General features: G+C 51.0%; 15 protein-coding genes. 9 read left to right on the top strand and 6 right to left on the bottom strand.

The window, feature by feature from the left end; translation table 11 throughout:
• The 5 genes from LUQ50_RS07930 to LUQ50_RS07910 form a co-directional block, all read left to right on the top strand.
• Nucleotides 1-358, top strand: a 358-nt coding sequence (locus LUQ50_RS07930; RefSeq protein WP_300038817.1) for a (5-formylfuran-3-yl)methyl phosphate synthase, incomplete at its 5' end; no start/stop codon positions are given.
• The gene (gene guaB, locus LUQ50_RS07925; RefSeq protein WP_300038814.1) at nucleotides 359-1,819 is read left to right on the top strand and encodes an IMP dehydrogenase; all 1,461 of its coding nucleotides are present in this window, start codon (nucleotides 359-361) and stop codon (nucleotides 1,817-1,819) included.
• A gap of 47 nt (nucleotides 1,820-1,866) precedes the next feature.
• A complete protein-coding gene (locus LUQ50_RS07920) occupies nucleotides 1,867-2,499 on the top strand; it encodes an ArsR family transcriptional regulator (protein WP_300038811.1) in 633 nt (210 codons plus the stop codon).
• Entirely contained in the window at nucleotides 2,480-2,911 is a 432-nt protein-coding gene (locus LUQ50_RS07915; protein ID WP_300038808.1) for a CS domain-containing protein, read from the top strand. Before LUQ50_RS07920 ends, LUQ50_RS07915 begins: the two co-directional genes overlap by 20 nt.
• A 74-nt stretch (nucleotides 2,912-2,985) precedes the next feature.
• The gene (locus LUQ50_RS07910; protein ID WP_300038805.1) at nucleotides 2,986-4,344 is read left to right on the top strand and encodes an NAD(P)/FAD-dependent oxidoreductase; all 1,359 of its coding nucleotides are present in this window, start codon (nucleotides 2,986-2,988) and stop codon (nucleotides 4,342-4,344) included.
• Here the strand turns inward: LUQ50_RS07910 and nrdD are convergent.
• Together nrdD and LUQ50_RS07900 are read right to left on the bottom strand one after the other, a co-directional pair.
• Nucleotides 4,341-6,539 carry an anaerobic ribonucleoside-triphosphate reductase gene (gene nrdD / locus LUQ50_RS07905; RefSeq protein ID WP_300038802.1) on the bottom strand — a complete coding sequence of 733 codons (2,199 nt, stop codon included), beginning with the start codon at nucleotides 6,537-6,539 and terminating at the stop codon, nucleotides 4,341-4,343. The two genes, LUQ50_RS07910 and nrdD, sit on opposite strands and share 4 nt — an antisense overlap.
• A gap of 9 nt (nucleotides 6,540-6,548) precedes the next feature.
• The gene (locus LUQ50_RS07900) at nucleotides 6,549-6,812 is read right to left on the bottom strand and encodes a glutaredoxin family protein (RefSeq protein ID WP_300038799.1); all 264 of its coding nucleotides are present in this window, start codon (nucleotides 6,810-6,812) and stop codon (nucleotides 6,549-6,551) included.
• Nucleotides 6,813-6,836: 24 nt separating this feature from the next.
• Here LUQ50_RS07900 and thpR point away from each other — a divergent pair, with 24 nt between their 5' ends.
• Genes thpR through LUQ50_RS07885 form a run of 3 tightly spaced genes read left to right on the top strand, consistent with a single transcriptional unit; the run spans nucleotide 6,837 to nucleotide 10,678 of the window.
• A complete protein-coding gene (thpR, locus tag LUQ50_RS07895; RefSeq protein WP_300038796.1) occupies nucleotides 6,837-7,484 on the top strand; it encodes an RNA 2',3'-cyclic phosphodiesterase in 648 nt (215 codons plus the stop codon).
• Entirely contained in the window at nucleotides 7,481-8,890 is a 1,410-nt protein-coding gene (cca, locus tag LUQ50_RS07890) for a CCA tRNA nucleotidyltransferase (RefSeq protein ID WP_300038793.1), read from the top strand. Before thpR ends, cca begins: the two co-directional genes overlap by 4 nt.
• 60 nt (nucleotides 8,891-8,950) lie before the next feature.
• Nucleotides 8,951-10,678, top strand: coding sequence for a tetratricopeptide repeat protein (locus LUQ50_RS07885; protein WP_300038790.1), 1,728 nt, complete (start codon nucleotides 8,951-8,953; stop codon nucleotides 10,676-10,678).
• 20 nt (nucleotides 10,679-10,698) lie between these two features.
• On the opposite strand, the gene LUQ50_RS07880 is transcribed toward LUQ50_RS07885, so the two are convergent.
• Together LUQ50_RS07880 and LUQ50_RS07875 are read right to left on the bottom strand one after the other, a co-directional pair.
• Nucleotides 10,699-11,919: a clostripain-related cysteine peptidase gene (locus tag LUQ50_RS07880; protein ID WP_300038787.1), complete on the bottom strand. Its 1,221-nt coding sequence runs from the start codon at nucleotides 11,917-11,919 to the stop codon at nucleotides 10,699-10,701.
• A 63-nt stretch (nucleotides 11,920-11,982) separates the two neighbouring features.
• A complete protein-coding gene (locus LUQ50_RS07875; RefSeq protein ID WP_300038784.1) occupies nucleotides 11,983-12,906 on the bottom strand; it encodes an ROK family protein in 924 nt (307 codons plus the stop codon).
• 104 nt (nucleotides 12,907-13,010) lie between these two features.
• Between LUQ50_RS07875 and LUQ50_RS07870 the strand changes: the two genes are divergently transcribed.
• Nucleotides 13,011-15,026, top strand: a complete 2,016-nt coding sequence (locus LUQ50_RS07870; RefSeq protein WP_300038781.1) for a cation:proton antiporter — start codon at nucleotides 13,011-13,013, stop codon at nucleotides 15,024-15,026.
• Between the two features lie 90 nt (nucleotides 15,027-15,116).
• On the opposite strand, the gene LUQ50_RS07865 is transcribed toward LUQ50_RS07870, so the two are convergent.
• Complete coding sequence (locus tag LUQ50_RS07865) at nucleotides 15,117-15,527, bottom strand: hypothetical protein (protein ID WP_300038778.1); 411 nt, start codon at nucleotides 15,525-15,527, stop codon at nucleotides 15,117-15,119.
• A 76-nt stretch (nucleotides 15,528-15,603) separates the two neighbouring features.
• Nucleotides 15,604-17,265 (bottom strand): response regulator (locus LUQ50_RS07860; RefSeq protein WP_300038775.1); only part of this gene is annotated, 1,662 nt, incomplete at its 5' end.

The following is a 17,265-nucleotide window of genomic DNA, read 5'->3' as shown; positions in this document are numbered from 1 at the left end:
GATCGTGGTAATAGCAGCATACTCAGACTGGAAACGTCTGGAAACAATATCACCCTTTGATCTCGTCCCTGTTGCCGCAGAGGAAGGAGCTGATGTTACCATGGTTGATACCGGGATCAAAGACGGGAAATCTACTTTTGAATTTATGAATGAAGCTGACCTTACCAGATTTACCTCCATGAACCGCGATCTTGGTATGAAAACCGCAATAGCAGGTTCACTCAAGTTTGAAGACATGGATGTGCTCAAGCGGATCAATCCCGAGATCATCGGAGTCAGGGGGATGGTTTGCGGAGGTGACAGGCGGGCAACCGTCAGGGAAGAACTCGTGATGAAAGCAGTCAGCATGGTCCATTAAATGTATCTTGAAAAATTAGCTGCCCCAAAAGGGCTTACCTTTGATGATGTGCTGCTTGAACCTGCAGCATCAGAAGTTGAGCCAGATCAGACCGTAGTCACCACCAGGTTTTCCCGCCATATCCATCTGAATATACCACTCGTAAGTGCTGCCATGGATACCGTAAGCACCTCAACCATGGCTATTGCACTCGCCCGTGCAGGGGGGATATCAGTCATCCACCGGAATATGTCATCCGAACAGGAGGTCGAAGAGGTCAAGGCTGTCAAACGTGAGGCAGAGATCATCGAACGGGATGTCCTGACGGTCGGACCCGAAGTTACCGTTACCGAAGTAGAACGGCTTATGGTGATGCATGGGATCGGAGGGGTGCCGGTTGTTGATGATGGAAAAGTGATCGGTATCGTTAGTCGCAGGGATATCAGGGCGATTTCAAGCCGGCGCGGAGCCGAGAAGGTGGCCTCAATCATGACCCATGAACCTCTTGTCGCAACCGAGGATATCACCCTGGACGAGGCGTTTGACATGATGTATTCACGAAAAGTCGAACGTCTCCCGGTCGTTGGATCAGATAACAGCCTGATTGGTATCATCTCCATGCAGGAGCTTCTTGAAAAGAGTCAGTATCCGGGAGCGGTGCGTGATGAGAACGGAAATCTCAGGGTTGCCGCAGCAGTCGGTCCCTTTGATCATACACGGGCATCGATGCTCGCCGATACAGGAGTCGATGCAATCGTGGTTGACTGTGCACACGGGCATAACCTGAATGTAGTGAGGGCAGTCAAGGAGATCAAGGCAAGTATCTCGTGTGATGTGGTGGCAGGGAATATCGCAACCAGGGCTGCAGCAGAGTCATTGATAGATGCCGTTGACGGTCTGAAGGTGGGTATTGGTCCTGGATCAATCTGTACCACCCGGGTGGTTGCCGGAGTAGGAGTTCCTCAGATCACTGCCATTGCCCAGGTTGCCGAAGTTGCCGGACCAGCTGATGTTCCGGTGATCGCTGACGGGGGAATCCGGTACAGTGGTGATGTTGCCAAAGCTATCGCTGCTGGTGCAGACACGGTTATGATGGGAAATATGTTTGCCGGGACCGATGAGGCGCCGGGATCCCTAGTTACAATTCAGGGCAGGAAATACAAGCAGTACCGGGGCATGGGATCCTTGGGAGTGATGAGCAGTGGGGTCTCCAGCGATCGGTATTTCCAGAAAAAAGAGATTGGAAGAACCAAATTCGTGCCTGAAGGGGTTGAAGGAGTCACCCCGTATGTTGGTCCGGTTCAGGATGTCATCTATCAGATGATCGGGGGGCTGAAGTCAGCGATGGGATATACCGGGTCTGCAAATATCCAGGAGATGCATACCAAAACCCGTTTCATCAGGATCACTCAGGCAGGATACCTTGAGAGCCATCCCCACAATATTACGATCACCGATGAAGCCCCAAACTACCGGATCTGATCTGACGACCACATCTTTTTTATTTGATCAGCCCTAACCTTACGTTAGTGAGTGACGAACAGGCAGAACTATCCCTGCTGCTGGATATTCTGGGAAATCGGAACCGAAGACGTATTATTGAGTTAATCAGGGACAAGCCCTGCTTTGTCACCGAGATTTCAGAACGTCTTACGATCTCACCAAAGGCCGTGATCGACCATCTGCAGATGTTAGAAGAGGCCAGTATCCTTGCGTTCAGGCATGATGAAAAACGGAGGAAGTATTACTACCTGGCACATGATATCAATATCCAGGTACATCTCGACAAGCAACAACAGGGCCTCATCCCCCTGGTGCTGAACGATGATCAGAAGTTCATCATTTCACTGCTGAAACTCTGGCAGATGATCTCTTCACGACAGGAACTGACCCTGCGGCTGGAAGAACTTGAACGGGAGATCGATCAGCAGATCAGCGAGGTGCTCAGACAAGGTCGCCTTGCAGGGAATGGGGACACCGGGCTTATGGTCGCGGTGGCACTGGCTCATGGCGCTCGAACAGTTGAGGAGATATCACATCTGACTGATCTTGATACCCCTCTCGTAGAAGACGTCATAGAGTCGCTCGTTGAACAGGGAATCGCATGTAGAACAGGATCGAGCTATCGATTGAGAGGAAACTATGCCGAACACCCCCTATGATGACCTGCTGAAAAATCTTGCACGGTTGATCGAGCAGGTTGCAGGACTCGACCAGAATATGCGTTACCCACCGGATAACCAGTCTGATGCACCCCGCATCATCGGGTGTGCCATCATCACCAGCGGGTCACAGGACCAGGAGATCCCATGCAGACAGGCGTGCGAAGTAGGGTACGAGATCGTAGACGGAGGAACAGTTGCATATCTGACCGTTGCACTACCATCATCGCTCTCCACGCTTCCCGAGATCGAGTTTACCAGTGAGACAATCTTCATCACTGCAGGAGGAGCCAGGGCTCCAATCAATCTGGCATTTCAGATCGTGCCGGATTCATGTTCGTATACTCTTACGAACGGAGTCGTGGATATCACCCTCATCAAGGCAGAGACTCCTGCAGAAATCACCGAATAACCCTTTTTTTCAATCCAAATCATCCAGGTAGCAAAGGCCCATGCATTATCACTGACCAGATCCAATTCATCTGCATGATCGTGGTGATCGGTGGCGGACCTGCAGGCAGATACGCAGCTATGCGACTTGCCGGTGCAGGTAGGGAAGTCCGACTCATCGAGCGACGAAGGGAAGGCCTTGGGGGTCAGTGCCTGCACCAGGGATGCATGGTCATCTGTGCCCTCAATGACGTTGCCAGAACGATGGAACACCTTGAGATGCTGCACCGGTCGGGGATTATCACCAGTGTGCCAAAAATAGCATATCCGGCACTGATCTCCCGGATGCAGGAGATCATCAAGACCATCACACAAGTTATCGATGAGGAGACCCGGACTGCCGGAGTGTCAGTTATTCAGGGAGATGCACAGGTAGAGGGACGGTCTGTCCTCATCAACGCAGAACGACTCGAACCAGAAGCGATTATTATCGCTACCGGTACCCGGCCACGACGGCTTCATGTGCCCGGAGAAGAACTCCCCGGGGTTATGACCGCACACACCATATTTTCCCTTCCGACCCTCCCTTCCCGGCTGGTCATTATCGGTGGTGGAGTAATCGCTGCAGAGATGGCATATCTGTTCTCCCTCTTTGGATCAGCAGTAACCATCCTGTCCAGGAGCACATTGCTCAAAGAATTTCCTGCGACCCTGGTGAAAGAGGCCACGAAGGAACTTCACCGGGTTACCGTTCTTGAACACACACGGGTCATCAGGATAACTGGTGAAACCCGGGTTTCAGGGGTTGAAGTACATACCTCTGATGGCCTCAGGACTCTTGAGGCTGATGCTATCCTGATTGCAGCAGGGACCGAACCTGAGAATAGTGCAATTCAGGGTATTCCATTCGGTCAGGATGGATTTATCAAAGTCAATGACCGTATGGAGACCGGAATTCCAGGCGTATACGCAGTAGGGGACGTGACCGGATCCTCACATCTGACACCGGTCGCCCGATGGCAGGGAAGGGCAGCGGCTGATGCCATTCTCGGGTTAAAACCTGCATTTCCGCTTGATACCGTCCCCCAGGCAATCAAACTCAGAAACGATCTTGCTTTTTGCGGAGTCCAGGATGAAGGAGGGATGAAGGTGACTATCCCCTCACCAGCAGGACCTGGAAGTTTCTGGGCGATACCGGATCGGGCAACAGGAAGGGCGTCAATGACTGCAGATCCGGACTCAGGAAGGATCCTCGGGATGCTTGAGGCATCCCCCTATGCATCGGTGATCGCAGCATATCATGCCCTGCTCATCAATACCCATGCATCAATCGATCAGATGGAACGGTTCATCGAAGTCCATCCCTCCGCTGATGGGACCGGATGGATCGGCAGATATCTTGCTGAGAAGATCATTGAACGAAATCAGAATACGATTGAATCGATAAAAAATTAGCAGACCAGAGTCGGGTGATCCCCGGTTTCAGCATGCTGGCCATCAAACGAAGACACTGGAGATTTCTTTCCGTTATACTCTGAGAACTGGTGTAAACTGACGGTCAGATCCCGGGTGAAAGCAAAGTATCCGATCTGGGTACTGCGGCAGAGTTTCATTGCCATATCCATAAGACCCCGGGGATCCGGCCTTGCCTCACCAAGCCAGATATGGAAGATATTTCCCCCGTCCACGATCGGGAAGAAGACATGCTCCAGTTCTGCCCTGCGTGCAAGCGGCACATCTGCTCCGGGAGCAACATGAGTGCCGTTCGTATAATAGATCGGGAGATCCCGAGTCTCACCCATACGCTCAAGGGCACTGGCAAGATTGCCTTTGATCACCTTTTTTGCATGTTCCTCATACTCCCTGCATAAGAGATCGGCGACAGCAAACCGCTGACCGGTTGTCTCAGCCGGCGTTCTGGCCAGAGCAATGGTCATCCCATGCTTCGCGGTTATCTCACGGGCATAGAGTTCCATCTCGGTCATCGCCCTGACTGCAAGCCTGAATGCATCATCACTCTCATGCAGTTGTGAACCGGTGAAATGCTGCACCATCTCATTCAGACCGACGACCCCGATGGTAAAGACCAGACCATCAAAGTCAACCGCCATAGCACCCCGCTCACCCGTGATCGGGTCCCGGGGGCGCTGCATCGCAAAAGGCATTCGTCCGTTCCTGCCGATCAGGTCCATCCATCTGACTTTGATCCTGAAGACCTCGACTGCGATGTCCATTAATGTCTTCAGTTCAGCAAACAGGCGTTCTTCATCTCCTCCCGCCTTGTATGAGGCACGCGGACAGTTGAGGGAGACAACACCCCACGACCCCATAGAGAAATGCATCCCATCCTCAAAGTAGAGTTTACGATCAAAATCCTTGTCCTGATCTGCTACGGTTGAGAACTGGTACGCACAACACTGATAGCAGGAGATACCTTCTCCTGCTCCCCGGTATGCAGGGAGTTGGTTGTCATAGTACGGGGTACCGAACTTGGAGGCCAACTCAAACGTGAGGAGATAGAGATCGGTGTAGGTTGGAAGATCGGGATGAGCATGATTATACTGCTCATCTTCCTCCATGAAATCGGGCTCGATACTGATCTCAGGCTTTGGGAAGTTGAATGGTTTGCCCCAGTAGTCACCTTCGAGCATCACTTCTATGAGTGCCTTAAAGAGGAGGCGCACTTCACGTTCAAATTCCCCATACGTCCGGAGCGGAGTACCTTTTCCGTTCCACACTCTGCCATTATAGACACACGGTTTATCCTTCCAGAGTCGCGGGACTCCCGGAGAGAGTTGGACTGAAGAGAAGACGAGTTGTCCACCACGGGCGACCATCATCTGGGTCATCTCGTAGACAAACATCTGCATCAACTGCTTCATCTCTTCATAGTGCATCTTTTCAAAAAACGGAGCTAGGAAGGTGAGGAAGTTGTAGTATCCCTGCCCTCCTGCAAAGTTAGTCTGGGCAGAACCCAGTGCTTTGACTGCGTGCAGCACTGCAACTTCAGCCCGTTTTGCAGGACCTGCAACCGATGCCTTGGTACCGTTCCCATCCGGCATCAGCCCGTAATACAGGAAGTACCTGAGATCCCAGTCCTGACAGAATGGTCTGCTCCCGAAATACTCAAGGTCATGAATATGCAGATCTCCACAGAGATGCCGGTCTGCCAGATGCGGTGGCAGTTGTAGCAGATACTGCTCCTTGCTGATCTTATCAGCCTTCTTCTTATGCGATGTCTCTGCGTTTTCCTGCAGATTTGCATTATCTTTTGCTTCAAACCCACGACCGACATCGATCATGTGGGCATCATACACCGGCGTTCCAACCCTGGTGCAGACGTTGCGGTATTGGACCATACCCCGCTCCAGGAGAACGATGTTCATGATCTCCCGAATCAGCGGCCCGGATAAACTCTTCAATCCCAATTTGCGGATTCGATCCTCTACCTCACGGGCGATCTCATGAGAAGTTTCCTCATCAGCCCCTTCATATCCATAAAATGTCTCAACCAGCCGTGTCTCCTTGACTATCTGCTTCGCTATCTTATCCCGGTCCCATTCAAGAATATGCCCGTCGCTTGTCCTGACAGATGGCATCACCGGGATCGGAATACCATCAAGGGTTGTCTGTTTTGATACTCGCCCCATGCCGCCTTCCTACTGAAGGGATGCGATGGCGCTCTCGTTCAGAGAGTCAGATCCCCCGAAAAGTTCCTTACTGGTAAGGAACTGTTTCCCCATCTGAAGGACCGGTGCCTCCTGAACAAAGACGCCATTCACCCGCAGTTCAGTGAGTGAAGCGGCTGAAGACATGTCTGCTATACTAAACTGAATGCCCTGTGATGTCAGATATTCTTTGAGTATCTCACAACGCGGACAAAATTCTAGGGTATATACGATGAAGCCTGCCCCGTCTTTCATGTGACCCCTGTATCTTATGATAGCATGAGCAACCGTATATTTTGTTGCTATGCAGACCATGTTACCGATTCAAAGGTTCCTTTTGACCTTCCCATTCTCTTTATGCCCGATGCACTCAGATTTTTAAATACGATGGTACGGCTGTTTGTCGCAATAGAGATCCCAGCGGAGATCAAAAGTCAGTATGCAGAGGCTCAGGAGGCAATTCGTAGTAGCCGTGCTCGTCTCAGCCTGGTACATCCCGATGACATGCACATCACCCTCAAGTTCATCGGCGAAGTGGAGGGGTCACACCTGCCAGGTATTACTGCTGCTCTCAAGGCGATCACTGGTTCACCTTTCATCCTTGACCTGGGATCGATAACCCTGAACAGCCCGCGATCACCCCGGGTAATATGGAGTGATCTCCATGATCCGGGAGCATGCCGTAATCTTGCGACTATGGTGGAACATGCACTGGTCCCTCTTGGTATCCCTGCAGAAGGGAGAACGTTCAAACCCCATATCACCATAGCCAGAATCAAACAATTTCATCCTTCCATCTTTGAGGAAGTGGCAGCGATCAGTTCCACCTGCTCTGGTTCTTTTTCTGTAGATCGGTTTGTCCTTAAGAAGAGTGAACTGACCCCCCAGGGTCCAATCTATACTGATCTGCTGGAGGTCCCCCTGTGACCGTGCAGTATAAACGAACCATTCTTGAAGAGGAGGTTCTGACCGAGATACGTCCAACCGAATCAGAATTGTCACAGATGTATGCACTTGCTGAACGCCTGATTAAAGAGATCGGAGCCGGAGGTAAGGCAACTGGGATGATGGTCGGATCAGTAGCACGGAAGACCTGTATCAGGGGTGACCGGGATCTGGACATTTTTATGCTCTTTGATCCGTCACTCCCACGGGAGGAACTCGAACGCGAAGGACTAGCTCTTGCTCATGCAATCGCCGGACGCTACGCGGAACAGGTGGTTGAAAAATATGCAGAGCATCCATACGTGAATGCAACCATCGAAGGACTTGATGTTGATCTGGTCCCCTGCTACCAAGTTGCTTCAGCTACCGGAATTCAGAGTGCAGTAGACAGGACACCATTTCATAACCGGTACATTTCAGCCAGGATTGGATCATATACCGATGATGTACTCCTTCTTAAACAGTTTGTCAAGGCTGGGGGGGTGTACGGATCAGACCAGATGACTGAAGGATTCGCAGGATATCTCTGTGAACTGCTTACTCTTCATTATCAGGGATTTAGGAACATCATCACTGCCGGAGCTGAATGGAGGATGGGACTGACCATCGACATCGAAGGACATCAGGCTAAGGAGTTTGATGATCCACTCATCGTCATTGACCCGGTGGATCCCAGGCGCAATGTCTCTGCGTCGGTGTCGCTCACAAAGATGCTTGAGTTCGGAGAACTCTGCAGAGGATACCTTGAGTCACCATCGCGATGGTTTTTTTACCGTCCACCGATCTGTATCCTGACCAGAGACCAGGCAGAAGCTGAACTCTCACGGAGGGGTTCATACCTGTATGCAATTACCCTCCCCACTCCGCCACTGATTGAGGATATCGTGGTCCCCCAGCTCAGAAAGAGTATGCAGACACTGACAGAACTGCTTGAGCGCCACGAGTTCGTGGTTGCACGGGCAGATACCGCCATGCTTGCGGAGCGATCAATGATCCTCTTTGAACTTCTGGTGGATAATCTGCCTGCAGTAAGATATCACCCGGGACCTCCGGCAAATTCATCGGCAAATGCCAGAAAGTTCCTCGAGAAGTATATGCACAATGCTGAGAACTTTGCCGGACCGTTTATTAAGGAGGGGCGGTACGGAGTGGAGATCCCCCGGAAGTTCCGGACTGTGCGTGAACTGTTCTCATCAAAGGATATCTTTCAGACTGCACTCGGGAAGCATGTGAAGATCATGATGGAAGAGGAGTATACCATCCTTACCGGGATGGAATGCTGGACCGGATTTGAGATCTTTCTGAGCGATTTTTTGATGAAGTCCTCTCCGCTTGTCAGGATCCGCAGAATGGAAGCGCAGCAGAAGAAAGGAAACCTGATTCCCTGAATGAAAAGAAACAGGCCATTGGAAACTATTTACCTGTCAGAACCTAATCTCGTCCAAGAGATGACCACCTCCACCTTGAGGTTTTTTCTTCCGGTGCTTCTGATCCTGCTGATCCTGGCCCAGCCTCTTCAGGCAACCACAGCGCAGGAGTGGTTCACCAGTGGGAATGCCCTGTACAGTCAGCAGCAGTACCAGGAGGCGATCGATGCATTCAGTCATGCAATCGAGATCGATCCCGGGAATGCAGCAGCCTGGTATAACAAGGGAGTTGCCCTTTTTAAACAGGGAAAGGCAGACGAGGCGATCGCTGCGTATGAAGTGGCCATTGGCATTGATCCCCGCAACTCAGACTATTGGTACAATAAAGGCAATGCTCTCTATAGCAAAGAACTGCTGAACTCAGCATATACGGCCTATGATGTTGCAATCCAACTGGATCCTTCTGATGTGCAGGCATGGATGGCAAAAGGGAACGTCCTTTCAGAATTGCTGCAGTACGATGAAGCGATCCGGGCATTTGAGGCTGCCATCCAGATGGACCCTGAGAATGCAGAGGCCATATTTGCCAAGGGAAATGCCCAGTATAGTAAGGGTGCGTATGCTGATGCGATCAAATCATATGAAGTGGCACTGCAGCATGACAGCAAAGACAGCAAGGCATGGTACAATAAGGGGAATGCCCAGTATAATCTCGGCCTGCTGGATGATGCTCTGAAGAGTTATGAGATGGCACTTGCCTTCAACCCGAAGGACGGGGTTGCCTTCACCAACAAAGGCCTGACCCTTGCTGATCTCGGGAGATATGACGAGGCGATCACTGCATATAAGGGTGCCATCGCACTGAACGGTTCTGATCTGAAGGCATGGAAGAGTCTTGGCCACGTGTATGTGAGCCAGAAGCAGTTTGATGATGCAGTGCAGGCATATCAGCAGGCATTGAGGCTGGACAAGACTGATCCCGATGTCTGGACCAGTATCGGTGATGTCTGGATGGAGGAGCGCCGGTATGATGAGGCACTAGCGGCATATGAACAGGCGGTCGGGTTGGACGGATCTGATCCTTCAACCTGGACTGGAAAGGGCAGGGCATTGCATGCACTCGGTAGAGACAGTGAAGCACTGGCAGCATACGAGATCGCCATCTCACTCAAACCCCAGGAAGCTCAGGCCTGGGTAGGGAAAGCTGACAGCCTCTCAAGTCTGAACCGGACCAATGAAGCAGATACTGCATACGAGGTTGCACTCCAACTGGATCCCAAAGTCTCCGGAGTCTGGGCAGGAAAGAGCAGGAACCAGGCAGAGATGGGAGATACCACCGGCGCCCTGCGTTCGCTTGACCTGGCGCTCATGACCAGCCCACAGGATCAGCGGTTGATCATTCAGAAGGCAAAGATACTCGCTGGATCAGGTCAGAACAATGAGGCACTGGAATTTCTGGATAAATCACTCGCTAATATGAGCGGATCACTGCCGATCATCGATGAGAAGGCACGGATTCTGATTCAGGAAGGTAGAAATTCTGATGCACAGCAGGCATATCTCCCAATTCTAAACGAAACGGGAGATGAAGCACGGGTGCTAGAGCATATAGGTGATGTGTTCAGCGCAGCAGGGCAGAAAAACATCGCTGAGAGTGTATATCAACAAGCACTCATGATTAGCCCGAACATGAGCACCATATCCACAAAACTGGAATCAGTGAAGCAACAGGGGAAGAAAGCACCCCTTTCCCCTCTCGTAATTTCGATAGCCATTCCACTTGCACTGCTGTGGATCAGACGAAGATAGAGAACTCATGAGTTCAGATCTTACGTACTGTTTTTCTCAAATGGTATCATGGTTGCCTGATGATCATTGATATCCAGGTACCGGACCAGAAACCGGTCCCATGAAGGGGTGATGAACGCCTCATCGTGATAGTACCGGTAAAACCCTGAATTGATCTGGACCGGGGAGAGGATGGCGATTCCACGAGCCCCGGGAACCCGGGCATCATGGCCGGACAGGAGGATCATCTTTTCTGAAGCATTGATCAGTTCAGTTGCAGAATCAGCGAGATCAGGTTCTCTACTGCTTATTGCTTCAGCAAACCCGATAAGATCCATCGTGGCAGGATCGAGAACCCCATCACTGGTCAGCCCGAACTGCTGGGTTGTATGGAATGCATCAGTCAGTGAGTTATACCCTTCAGGGGTATCAAGAAGCGTTGTTGTAAGTTTTGAGAGTTTTTCAAGACTTGAAGTCACCACCCCGGCTTCGTCAAGATCAAGAACCGAAAGCGTTTTTCCCAAAGCCGGGTTCTCAAAATAAGTTTTGAGCAGAGAATTCCCAAGATCAACAATCGGTGCATCCGGATGACTGGCAAGATAAGAGATAAATGAGTCATACCGCCAGCCTTCAGCAGGTTCAGACTCTTCACTCGCGATCAAGTACCTGGTATACCCGGATAGTTGCGAAACAACCTCCAGCGTTCCCATCAGACAGGTGTCAAGCCCGATCACCTCAACATTAAACCCGCCATCCTCCAGTCCATCCACCATTTCTGCTATCGAGAGGGGATCCTCGTCGTGGTTCTGGTCAAAAAGCATCCCCGTATATGCTTCCCCGTGACCGATCAGGATCAAAAAGACACGGTCATACTGATACCCGGATCGGATCGCAGTGAGAAACGTACCAAGAGAACTCCCATTTCCCATGTTTGCCTGGGGATACGAGGCGATAGCATACGAGCGGTTCCCGAGTTCTCCGTCTGCAAGGTCCAGGGCAAGACCTGACCGGTTCATGATGGTCATCCCCTCCCAGCCAGGTTTCTGGGAGCCCCCGTATGCAACCAGGAGTTCAAGGGTTTCAGGTGTTGTGTTTGCAGCTCCTGTCACCATCTGGCTGATATCATCGGCAATCAGCCCGTAATCTGTCTCAAGACTGCCTCCTGCCGCATACACCGCAACCAGAACCTTTCCTGCCTGTAATTCTTCTGCTGATGAGAGGGCTGGGAGAACGGTGATGAGAAGCATTACAGTGACAACCATCTTCATCACCGATCTACGACTCCGGGATAGCAGATCCGGCATATCAGTTTGATAGTCCACCAATCACAGCTCCCTGGAAAAGACTGCTGCTGCTACCCCAAAAAGTGGAGCATTTCCACCGAGAGGGCTGATAGCAATAGCAGGTGTTGGCAGGTAATGATCAAGATGGTCCAGTGCAGGGTAGAGGATGAGATCCTGATGGGCAGTCACTACCGGACCGTCAAAGATGATAATGTCAGGATCGTACGCAACGATCACCGTAGAGATCCCCCGACCATTGATCTCTGCCAATGTCTTTATAAATGCACAAACCACAGGATCACCAGCAGATGCTGCCGCCAGAATATCTTCTGTGTACCCGAATGTCCCGATCCGAGATACGTTATGAACCCTGCACCAGGTCTGATAGAACCCGGGCATTCCCCCTCCTGATGAACATCCTTCCCAGTGTCCGGCTTTCCCACAGGAGCAGGGCTGCATGTACTGCGATTCTACCGTGAAATGCCCAATCTCACCGGCATTTCCCCCCCTGCCCATCAGAACCCGCCCGTCAGAATAAACACCCCCACCGATTCCGGTGGAGATGGTGATGTACACCACATGCCGGTACCCTTTTGCGCCACCTGCAAATACTTCTCCAAGCACAGCAGCCCGGCAGTCATTCATAAGGGTGATCGGGCATCCGAATGCAACACTGAGGGGAGTAACAATGGGAACCTCGTCAAAAGGCATGTTTGGCGGATGACTGATACTGCCGGAAGCGAGATCAACCGGGCCAGCGACCGAGACGCCTATCCCACACAGCTCCGGAACAGAAGCAGACCTGATGAACCTGACAAGAGTTGCACCAACACGGGAGGTGACTTCAGCAGGATCGATTCCGGCAGGGGTTCTAAATCGATCTATTGCAAGGAGGCTTTTATCCTCTCGGATCAGAGCCACGCGGGTGTTCGTTCCCCCGATATCTGCAACTCCTGCAACCCTCATTTGTATAACAGGCTCAGTGCTGCAGAGATAAAAGCGTCTCCAAACCAGATATGGAGAAAAATCCTATAGTATGAACCACATAACTGGACGGTCACGAGGAGATCATGGAGGGAATCTATACATCATTTTTCACCGATATCGTGGTCATATTTCTTCTTTCAGTATTCCTCCTGCTCGCTCTGTACCGGATTCGGATCCCTTCGGTAGTAGGATTTCTGCTGACCGGGATCATTGTCGGTCCTTCCGGGTTCGGCCTGATCCACAATATGGACTCGATTGAGTTCTTCGCCGAGTTCGGAGTCATTTTTCTCCTCTTTACCATCGGCCTTGAGTTCTCCATCACCCATATCCTGAGGAGCAGACAGTTTGTCCTTGTCGGAGGTGCCGTGCAGGTCTTCTCCACGATCCTCCTCACTTCAGCATTCATGAAGATTGCCGGATGGGATATGGCACATGCGATCTTTGCCGGGATGCTGGTCTCCCTCTCCTCCACCGCGATCGTAATGAAAGTCCTTGCTGACCGGCAGGAGGTAAGCAGCCCACATGGTCAGGCAGCACTTGGGATCCTAATCTTCCAGGATCTGATCGTGATCCCGATGATGATGGTCACCCCGATCCTGGCAGGAAACACCACCGACAGCCCTTCAGTGGTGAAACTGATCCTCGGAGGGATCCTGATCATCGTGGTAGTCTATCTCTCTTCCCGGTACGTGATCCCTTATCTGCTCCATTACGCTGCCAGACTCCGTAACCGGGAGATGTTCCTCTTTATTGTGATCGGAACCTGCCTCCTCATCGCATACCTGACCTCAGCGATCGGCCTCTCGATGGCACTCGGAGCATTCCTTGCCGGGCTCATCATTTCAGAGTCTGAGTACTCGATGCATGCCATGTACAACATGATCCCGTTCAGGGACATCTTCTCAGCTTTCTTCTTCATCTCCATCGGGATGATCTTTGATCTCTCTTACCTTGTTGCACATCCGATCGAAGTCGCAGGTCTCGTCATCATCATTATTGTTTTGAAATACGGTACCGGAACGCTGGCAGCAATCCTGTCGGGACTTCCGGCACGATCATCGGTACTGACCGGGCTTTCTCTTTGCCAGATTGGAGAGTTTTCCTTTATTCTTGCTACAACAGGATCAACGCTCGGTATCCTGGCATCAGATCAGTTCCAGCTCTTCCTGGATGTCTCGGTGGTAACGATGGGACTGGCTCCCCTGCTCATCTCACTCTCTACCCAGGTCTCACCCCATCTCTCTGCCCCGCTCATGAGGTTTGTTCCGGATCATATCTTCCCACCTGATATGAGTCCCATAAAAGAGATGAAGGATCATATTATCATCGTTGGATTCGGGCTGAATGGCAAAAACGTGGCAAAATCAGCGAAAGCAGCAGGAGTACCGTACCAGATCATCGAGATGAATCCTGATACGGTCCGAAAAATGCGAAAGAGAGGAGAGTCTATCCTATACGGAGATGCAGCACAACCGGATGTTCTTATCCGGGCAGGTATCGAACATGCACGGATCCTGGTGGTGGTTGTCAACGATCCGTTTGCTACCCAGCAGACGGTCAGGATTGCCAGAGAAACAAACCCGGGAGTATACATCATTGCCAGGACACGATTCGTCGGTGAGGTTGCCACCCTAGTGGATCTTGGTGCTGATGATGTGATACCTGAAGAATTTGAGACCTCAATCGAGATATTCACCAGGATTCTGAATAAGTATCTGATCCCGGAAGATGAGATCGCGAGACTCATCAGGGAGATCAGGGCCGGGGGGTACCAGATGCTCAGAAGTATATCCACGACTCCGGCCACCTTTGATGATCTCAGGGATCTGGTGCCTGATATCGACATGCGATCGATCCGGATTCTGGAAACCTCGCCATGGACAGGGAAAAACCTTGCAGAGAGCCAGCTCAGGAGCAGATTTCATGTATCAGTCGTGGCAATCCGGAGGGGGAACCGCATGATCATCAATCCCGGAGGAGATGAAACAATCCAGGGATCTGACATCCTGATGATCATCGGCCGACCTGATGATATCGGAACCGCATTTCATCAGGTCGGCGACGGGATTTCGGATCCGGTACATGACAAGTCTGCATAGTGTTCACACCTGATTGTAAGAAAGAGGGGGTGATCCATCGCTACTGACCTGAACAGCAATCAGACAGACTTCAGGGAACTCATGCTCATATCACCCTTCTTTTTCAATATAGTTCAGCGTATCTGTCCAGGCAGTTGAACCATGAAATCTTGCAACCTCCATCAGATCATCCTCGATGCGAATTGCAGGTTCTCCATCAATAACAAGGAATGTAAGCACGAAAACGCTCACATCACCCATCGGAACTCCATGAACAAGTTCCCCGGCCGGGTGAAAGACCAGGAATTCTACAGCCTCATCACCAGGATAGACCCTGAAGAAATACCAGAAGACCTGCCACGCGTTCAGGAGATCTGATGAAAGGATCTCATTCCTGATTTCTGCATCAAGACTATCAAGTGCAGTCGCGATACACGCGGCATCATCATCACAACGGGCAAGAATCCCTTCCACCAGATCAGCGAGGTCAGCATACCGGCCGCCATCATCTCTGATAAACATGGGTACGCATCATCGCTCAAGGTATAACGGCTCTTCGATCGGCAGATGACACATAGGATCCCCGCTACGCTGGATCTCACTTCTGATACAGATTATCCAGTAACAAAAAGAGAAGGGCAATCATATCCTTTGGATGATAGGGCTTTGGGAGTGAGGCATCAAAGCCATACTCCAAGAACCGGGAGCTGATGGGATCATCTGAATACCCACTCGATACTATTGCAAGAACTGAAGGTGATATCGCCCGGATCTTCTGAATAGCATCCTTTCCTCCCATTCCCCCGGGAATGATCAGGTCAAGAATAACCACTTGATACGGGTTCAGTTTTTCATACGCTTTTGCGACTGCAGATACCGCATCTTCACCACAACTTACTGCATCAACCTGGAATCCTTCACGCGAGAGAATGATCTGCAATATCTCCCTGATACCCGGTTCATCATCCATCACCAGGATCCTGACACCTGCAGATCCCTTTTTGTGAGAAGAGAGGCCTGATACTGATACAGGAGAGCGGGCAGTATAGGAGGGAAGAAGAACTGTTACCACCGTCCCACCGGTTTTTCCATGATGCAATTCAATAGAGCTATCATGCCGATCAATGATGGACCAGGCTGAAGTCAGTCCAAGACCAAGATGCCCCTCCTTGGTAGTGAAGAATGGATCAAATACCTTCGCACCAAGTTCAGGACTCACCCCGTCCCCTGCATCGTGGATCTCAATTTTGATGAATGCTGATTCTGATTCACGGCCTTTACAATACCTTTCCTGATTAGATGCAATGATGTGAACCGGACTGTCACCGGAAGCCTCCACTGCATTCATCACGAGTGCACGGAGAGCAGTCCGCATCAGATCAGGATCCACTTCAAGGAGAGCGATATCATCAGGAATCTCCATGATGATGCTGGCATCTTTCTGGTGATGAAGCGGGAGAAGATCTGCGAGCAGATCCTGTAGAGAGATGACGGTTTTGAGTGGATGCCCCCCGTCTGCATACGTAAGAAGACGCGATGCGACATCTTTCCCATACTGGATCGCCTTTTCAGCATGATCAAAACAGGTATTTTTCAGGTCACTCTCGTATGGAGCTAGTTCCCTGGCAAGCGAGACATCACAGAGGATGGAAGTAAAGATATTATTCATCTCATGTGCAATCCCACCCGCCAGAACTGAAAGGGAGTCGGTAGATTCAGTGTTCTGCCTATTTCCTGATAATGATTCGTTGATAGTATCAAAGAAGAAGAGGAACTGGCGGATCACACGGTTACCATCAGAACCGGTTATGGTAGAGTAGAGCGGGATATTATGACCATCAGGGAGACTGATATCATGACGTATGATCTCTCCAGCCTCATGCCGGGCCTGATTGATCTGGTCAACCGGGATCCCGTATTTGAGACAGAGGGTATCCCATATTCCTGCATAATCCAGAGATGCTTTGACAAATTCACGATACGGTGGGAGCCCGAACCGTGAGGCAAAACGCGAGTTGAAGAAGAGCGGCTCACCGGTAAGAAAATCACGGATAAATACCCCGACCGGAGAAGTATCGGTCGAGTACCGGCACATACTTCCGATCAGTTGTTCACGGGCTGTATCGATTCGGGCTTTGATGATTGTTTCCAGATGATCCGGAAGGGTGGTGAGATATTCACGGGAGACATCTTTTATGATATAATCACAGGCTCCACTCTTGATAGCCTGAACGGCAGTATGTACATCAGAAACACCGGT

It is taken from the genome of Methanospirillum sp. (genome assembly GCF_028679455.1).
Classification (GTDB): domain Archaea; phylum Halobacteriota; class Methanomicrobia; order Methanomicrobiales; family Methanospirillaceae; genus Methanospirillum.
Note: the sequence above shows the minus strand (reverse complement) of the source record. Positions and strands in the feature narration are given on the sequence as shown.

Excerpts from the sequence above, each read along its gene's own strand:
- guaB (WP_300038814.1), top strand. The coding sequence starts at position 359 with ATGTATCTTGAAAAATTAGCTGCCCCAAAAGGGCTTACCTTTGATGAT.
- LUQ50_RS07915 (WP_300038808.1), top strand. The coding sequence starts at position 2,480 with ATGCCGAACACCCCCTATGATGACCTGCTGAAAAATCTTGCACGGTTG.
- LUQ50_RS07910 (WP_300038805.1), top strand. The coding sequence starts at position 2,986 with ATGATCGTGGTGATCGGTGGCGGACCTGCAGGCAGATACGCAGCTATG.
- nrdD (WP_300038802.1), bottom strand. The coding sequence starts at position 6,539 with ATGGGGCGAGTATCAAAACAGACAACCCTTGATGGTATTCCGATCCCG.
- LUQ50_RS07900 (WP_300038799.1), bottom strand. The coding sequence starts at position 6,812 with ATGAAAGACGGGGCAGGCTTCATCGTATATACCCTAGAATTTTGTCCG.
- thpR (WP_300038796.1), top strand. The coding sequence starts at position 6,837 with ATGAGCAACCGTATATTTTGTTGCTATGCAGACCATGTTACCGATTCA.
- LUQ50_RS07885 (WP_300038790.1), top strand. The coding sequence starts at position 8,951 with ATGACCACCTCCACCTTGAGGTTTTTTCTTCCGGTGCTTCTGATCCTG.
- LUQ50_RS07880 (WP_300038787.1), bottom strand. The coding sequence starts at position 11,919 with ATGGTTGTCACTGTAATGCTTCTCATCACCGTTCTCCCAGCCCTCTCA.
- LUQ50_RS07875 (WP_300038784.1), bottom strand. The coding sequence starts at position 12,906 with ATGAGGGTTGCAGGAGTTGCAGATATCGGGGGAACGAACACCCGCGTG.
- LUQ50_RS07870 (WP_300038781.1), top strand. The coding sequence starts at position 13,011 with ATGGAGGGAATCTATACATCATTTTTCACCGATATCGTGGTCATATTT.
- LUQ50_RS07865 (WP_300038778.1), bottom strand. The coding sequence starts at position 15,527 with ATGTTTATCAGAGATGATGGCGGCCGGTATGCTGACCTCGCTGATCTG.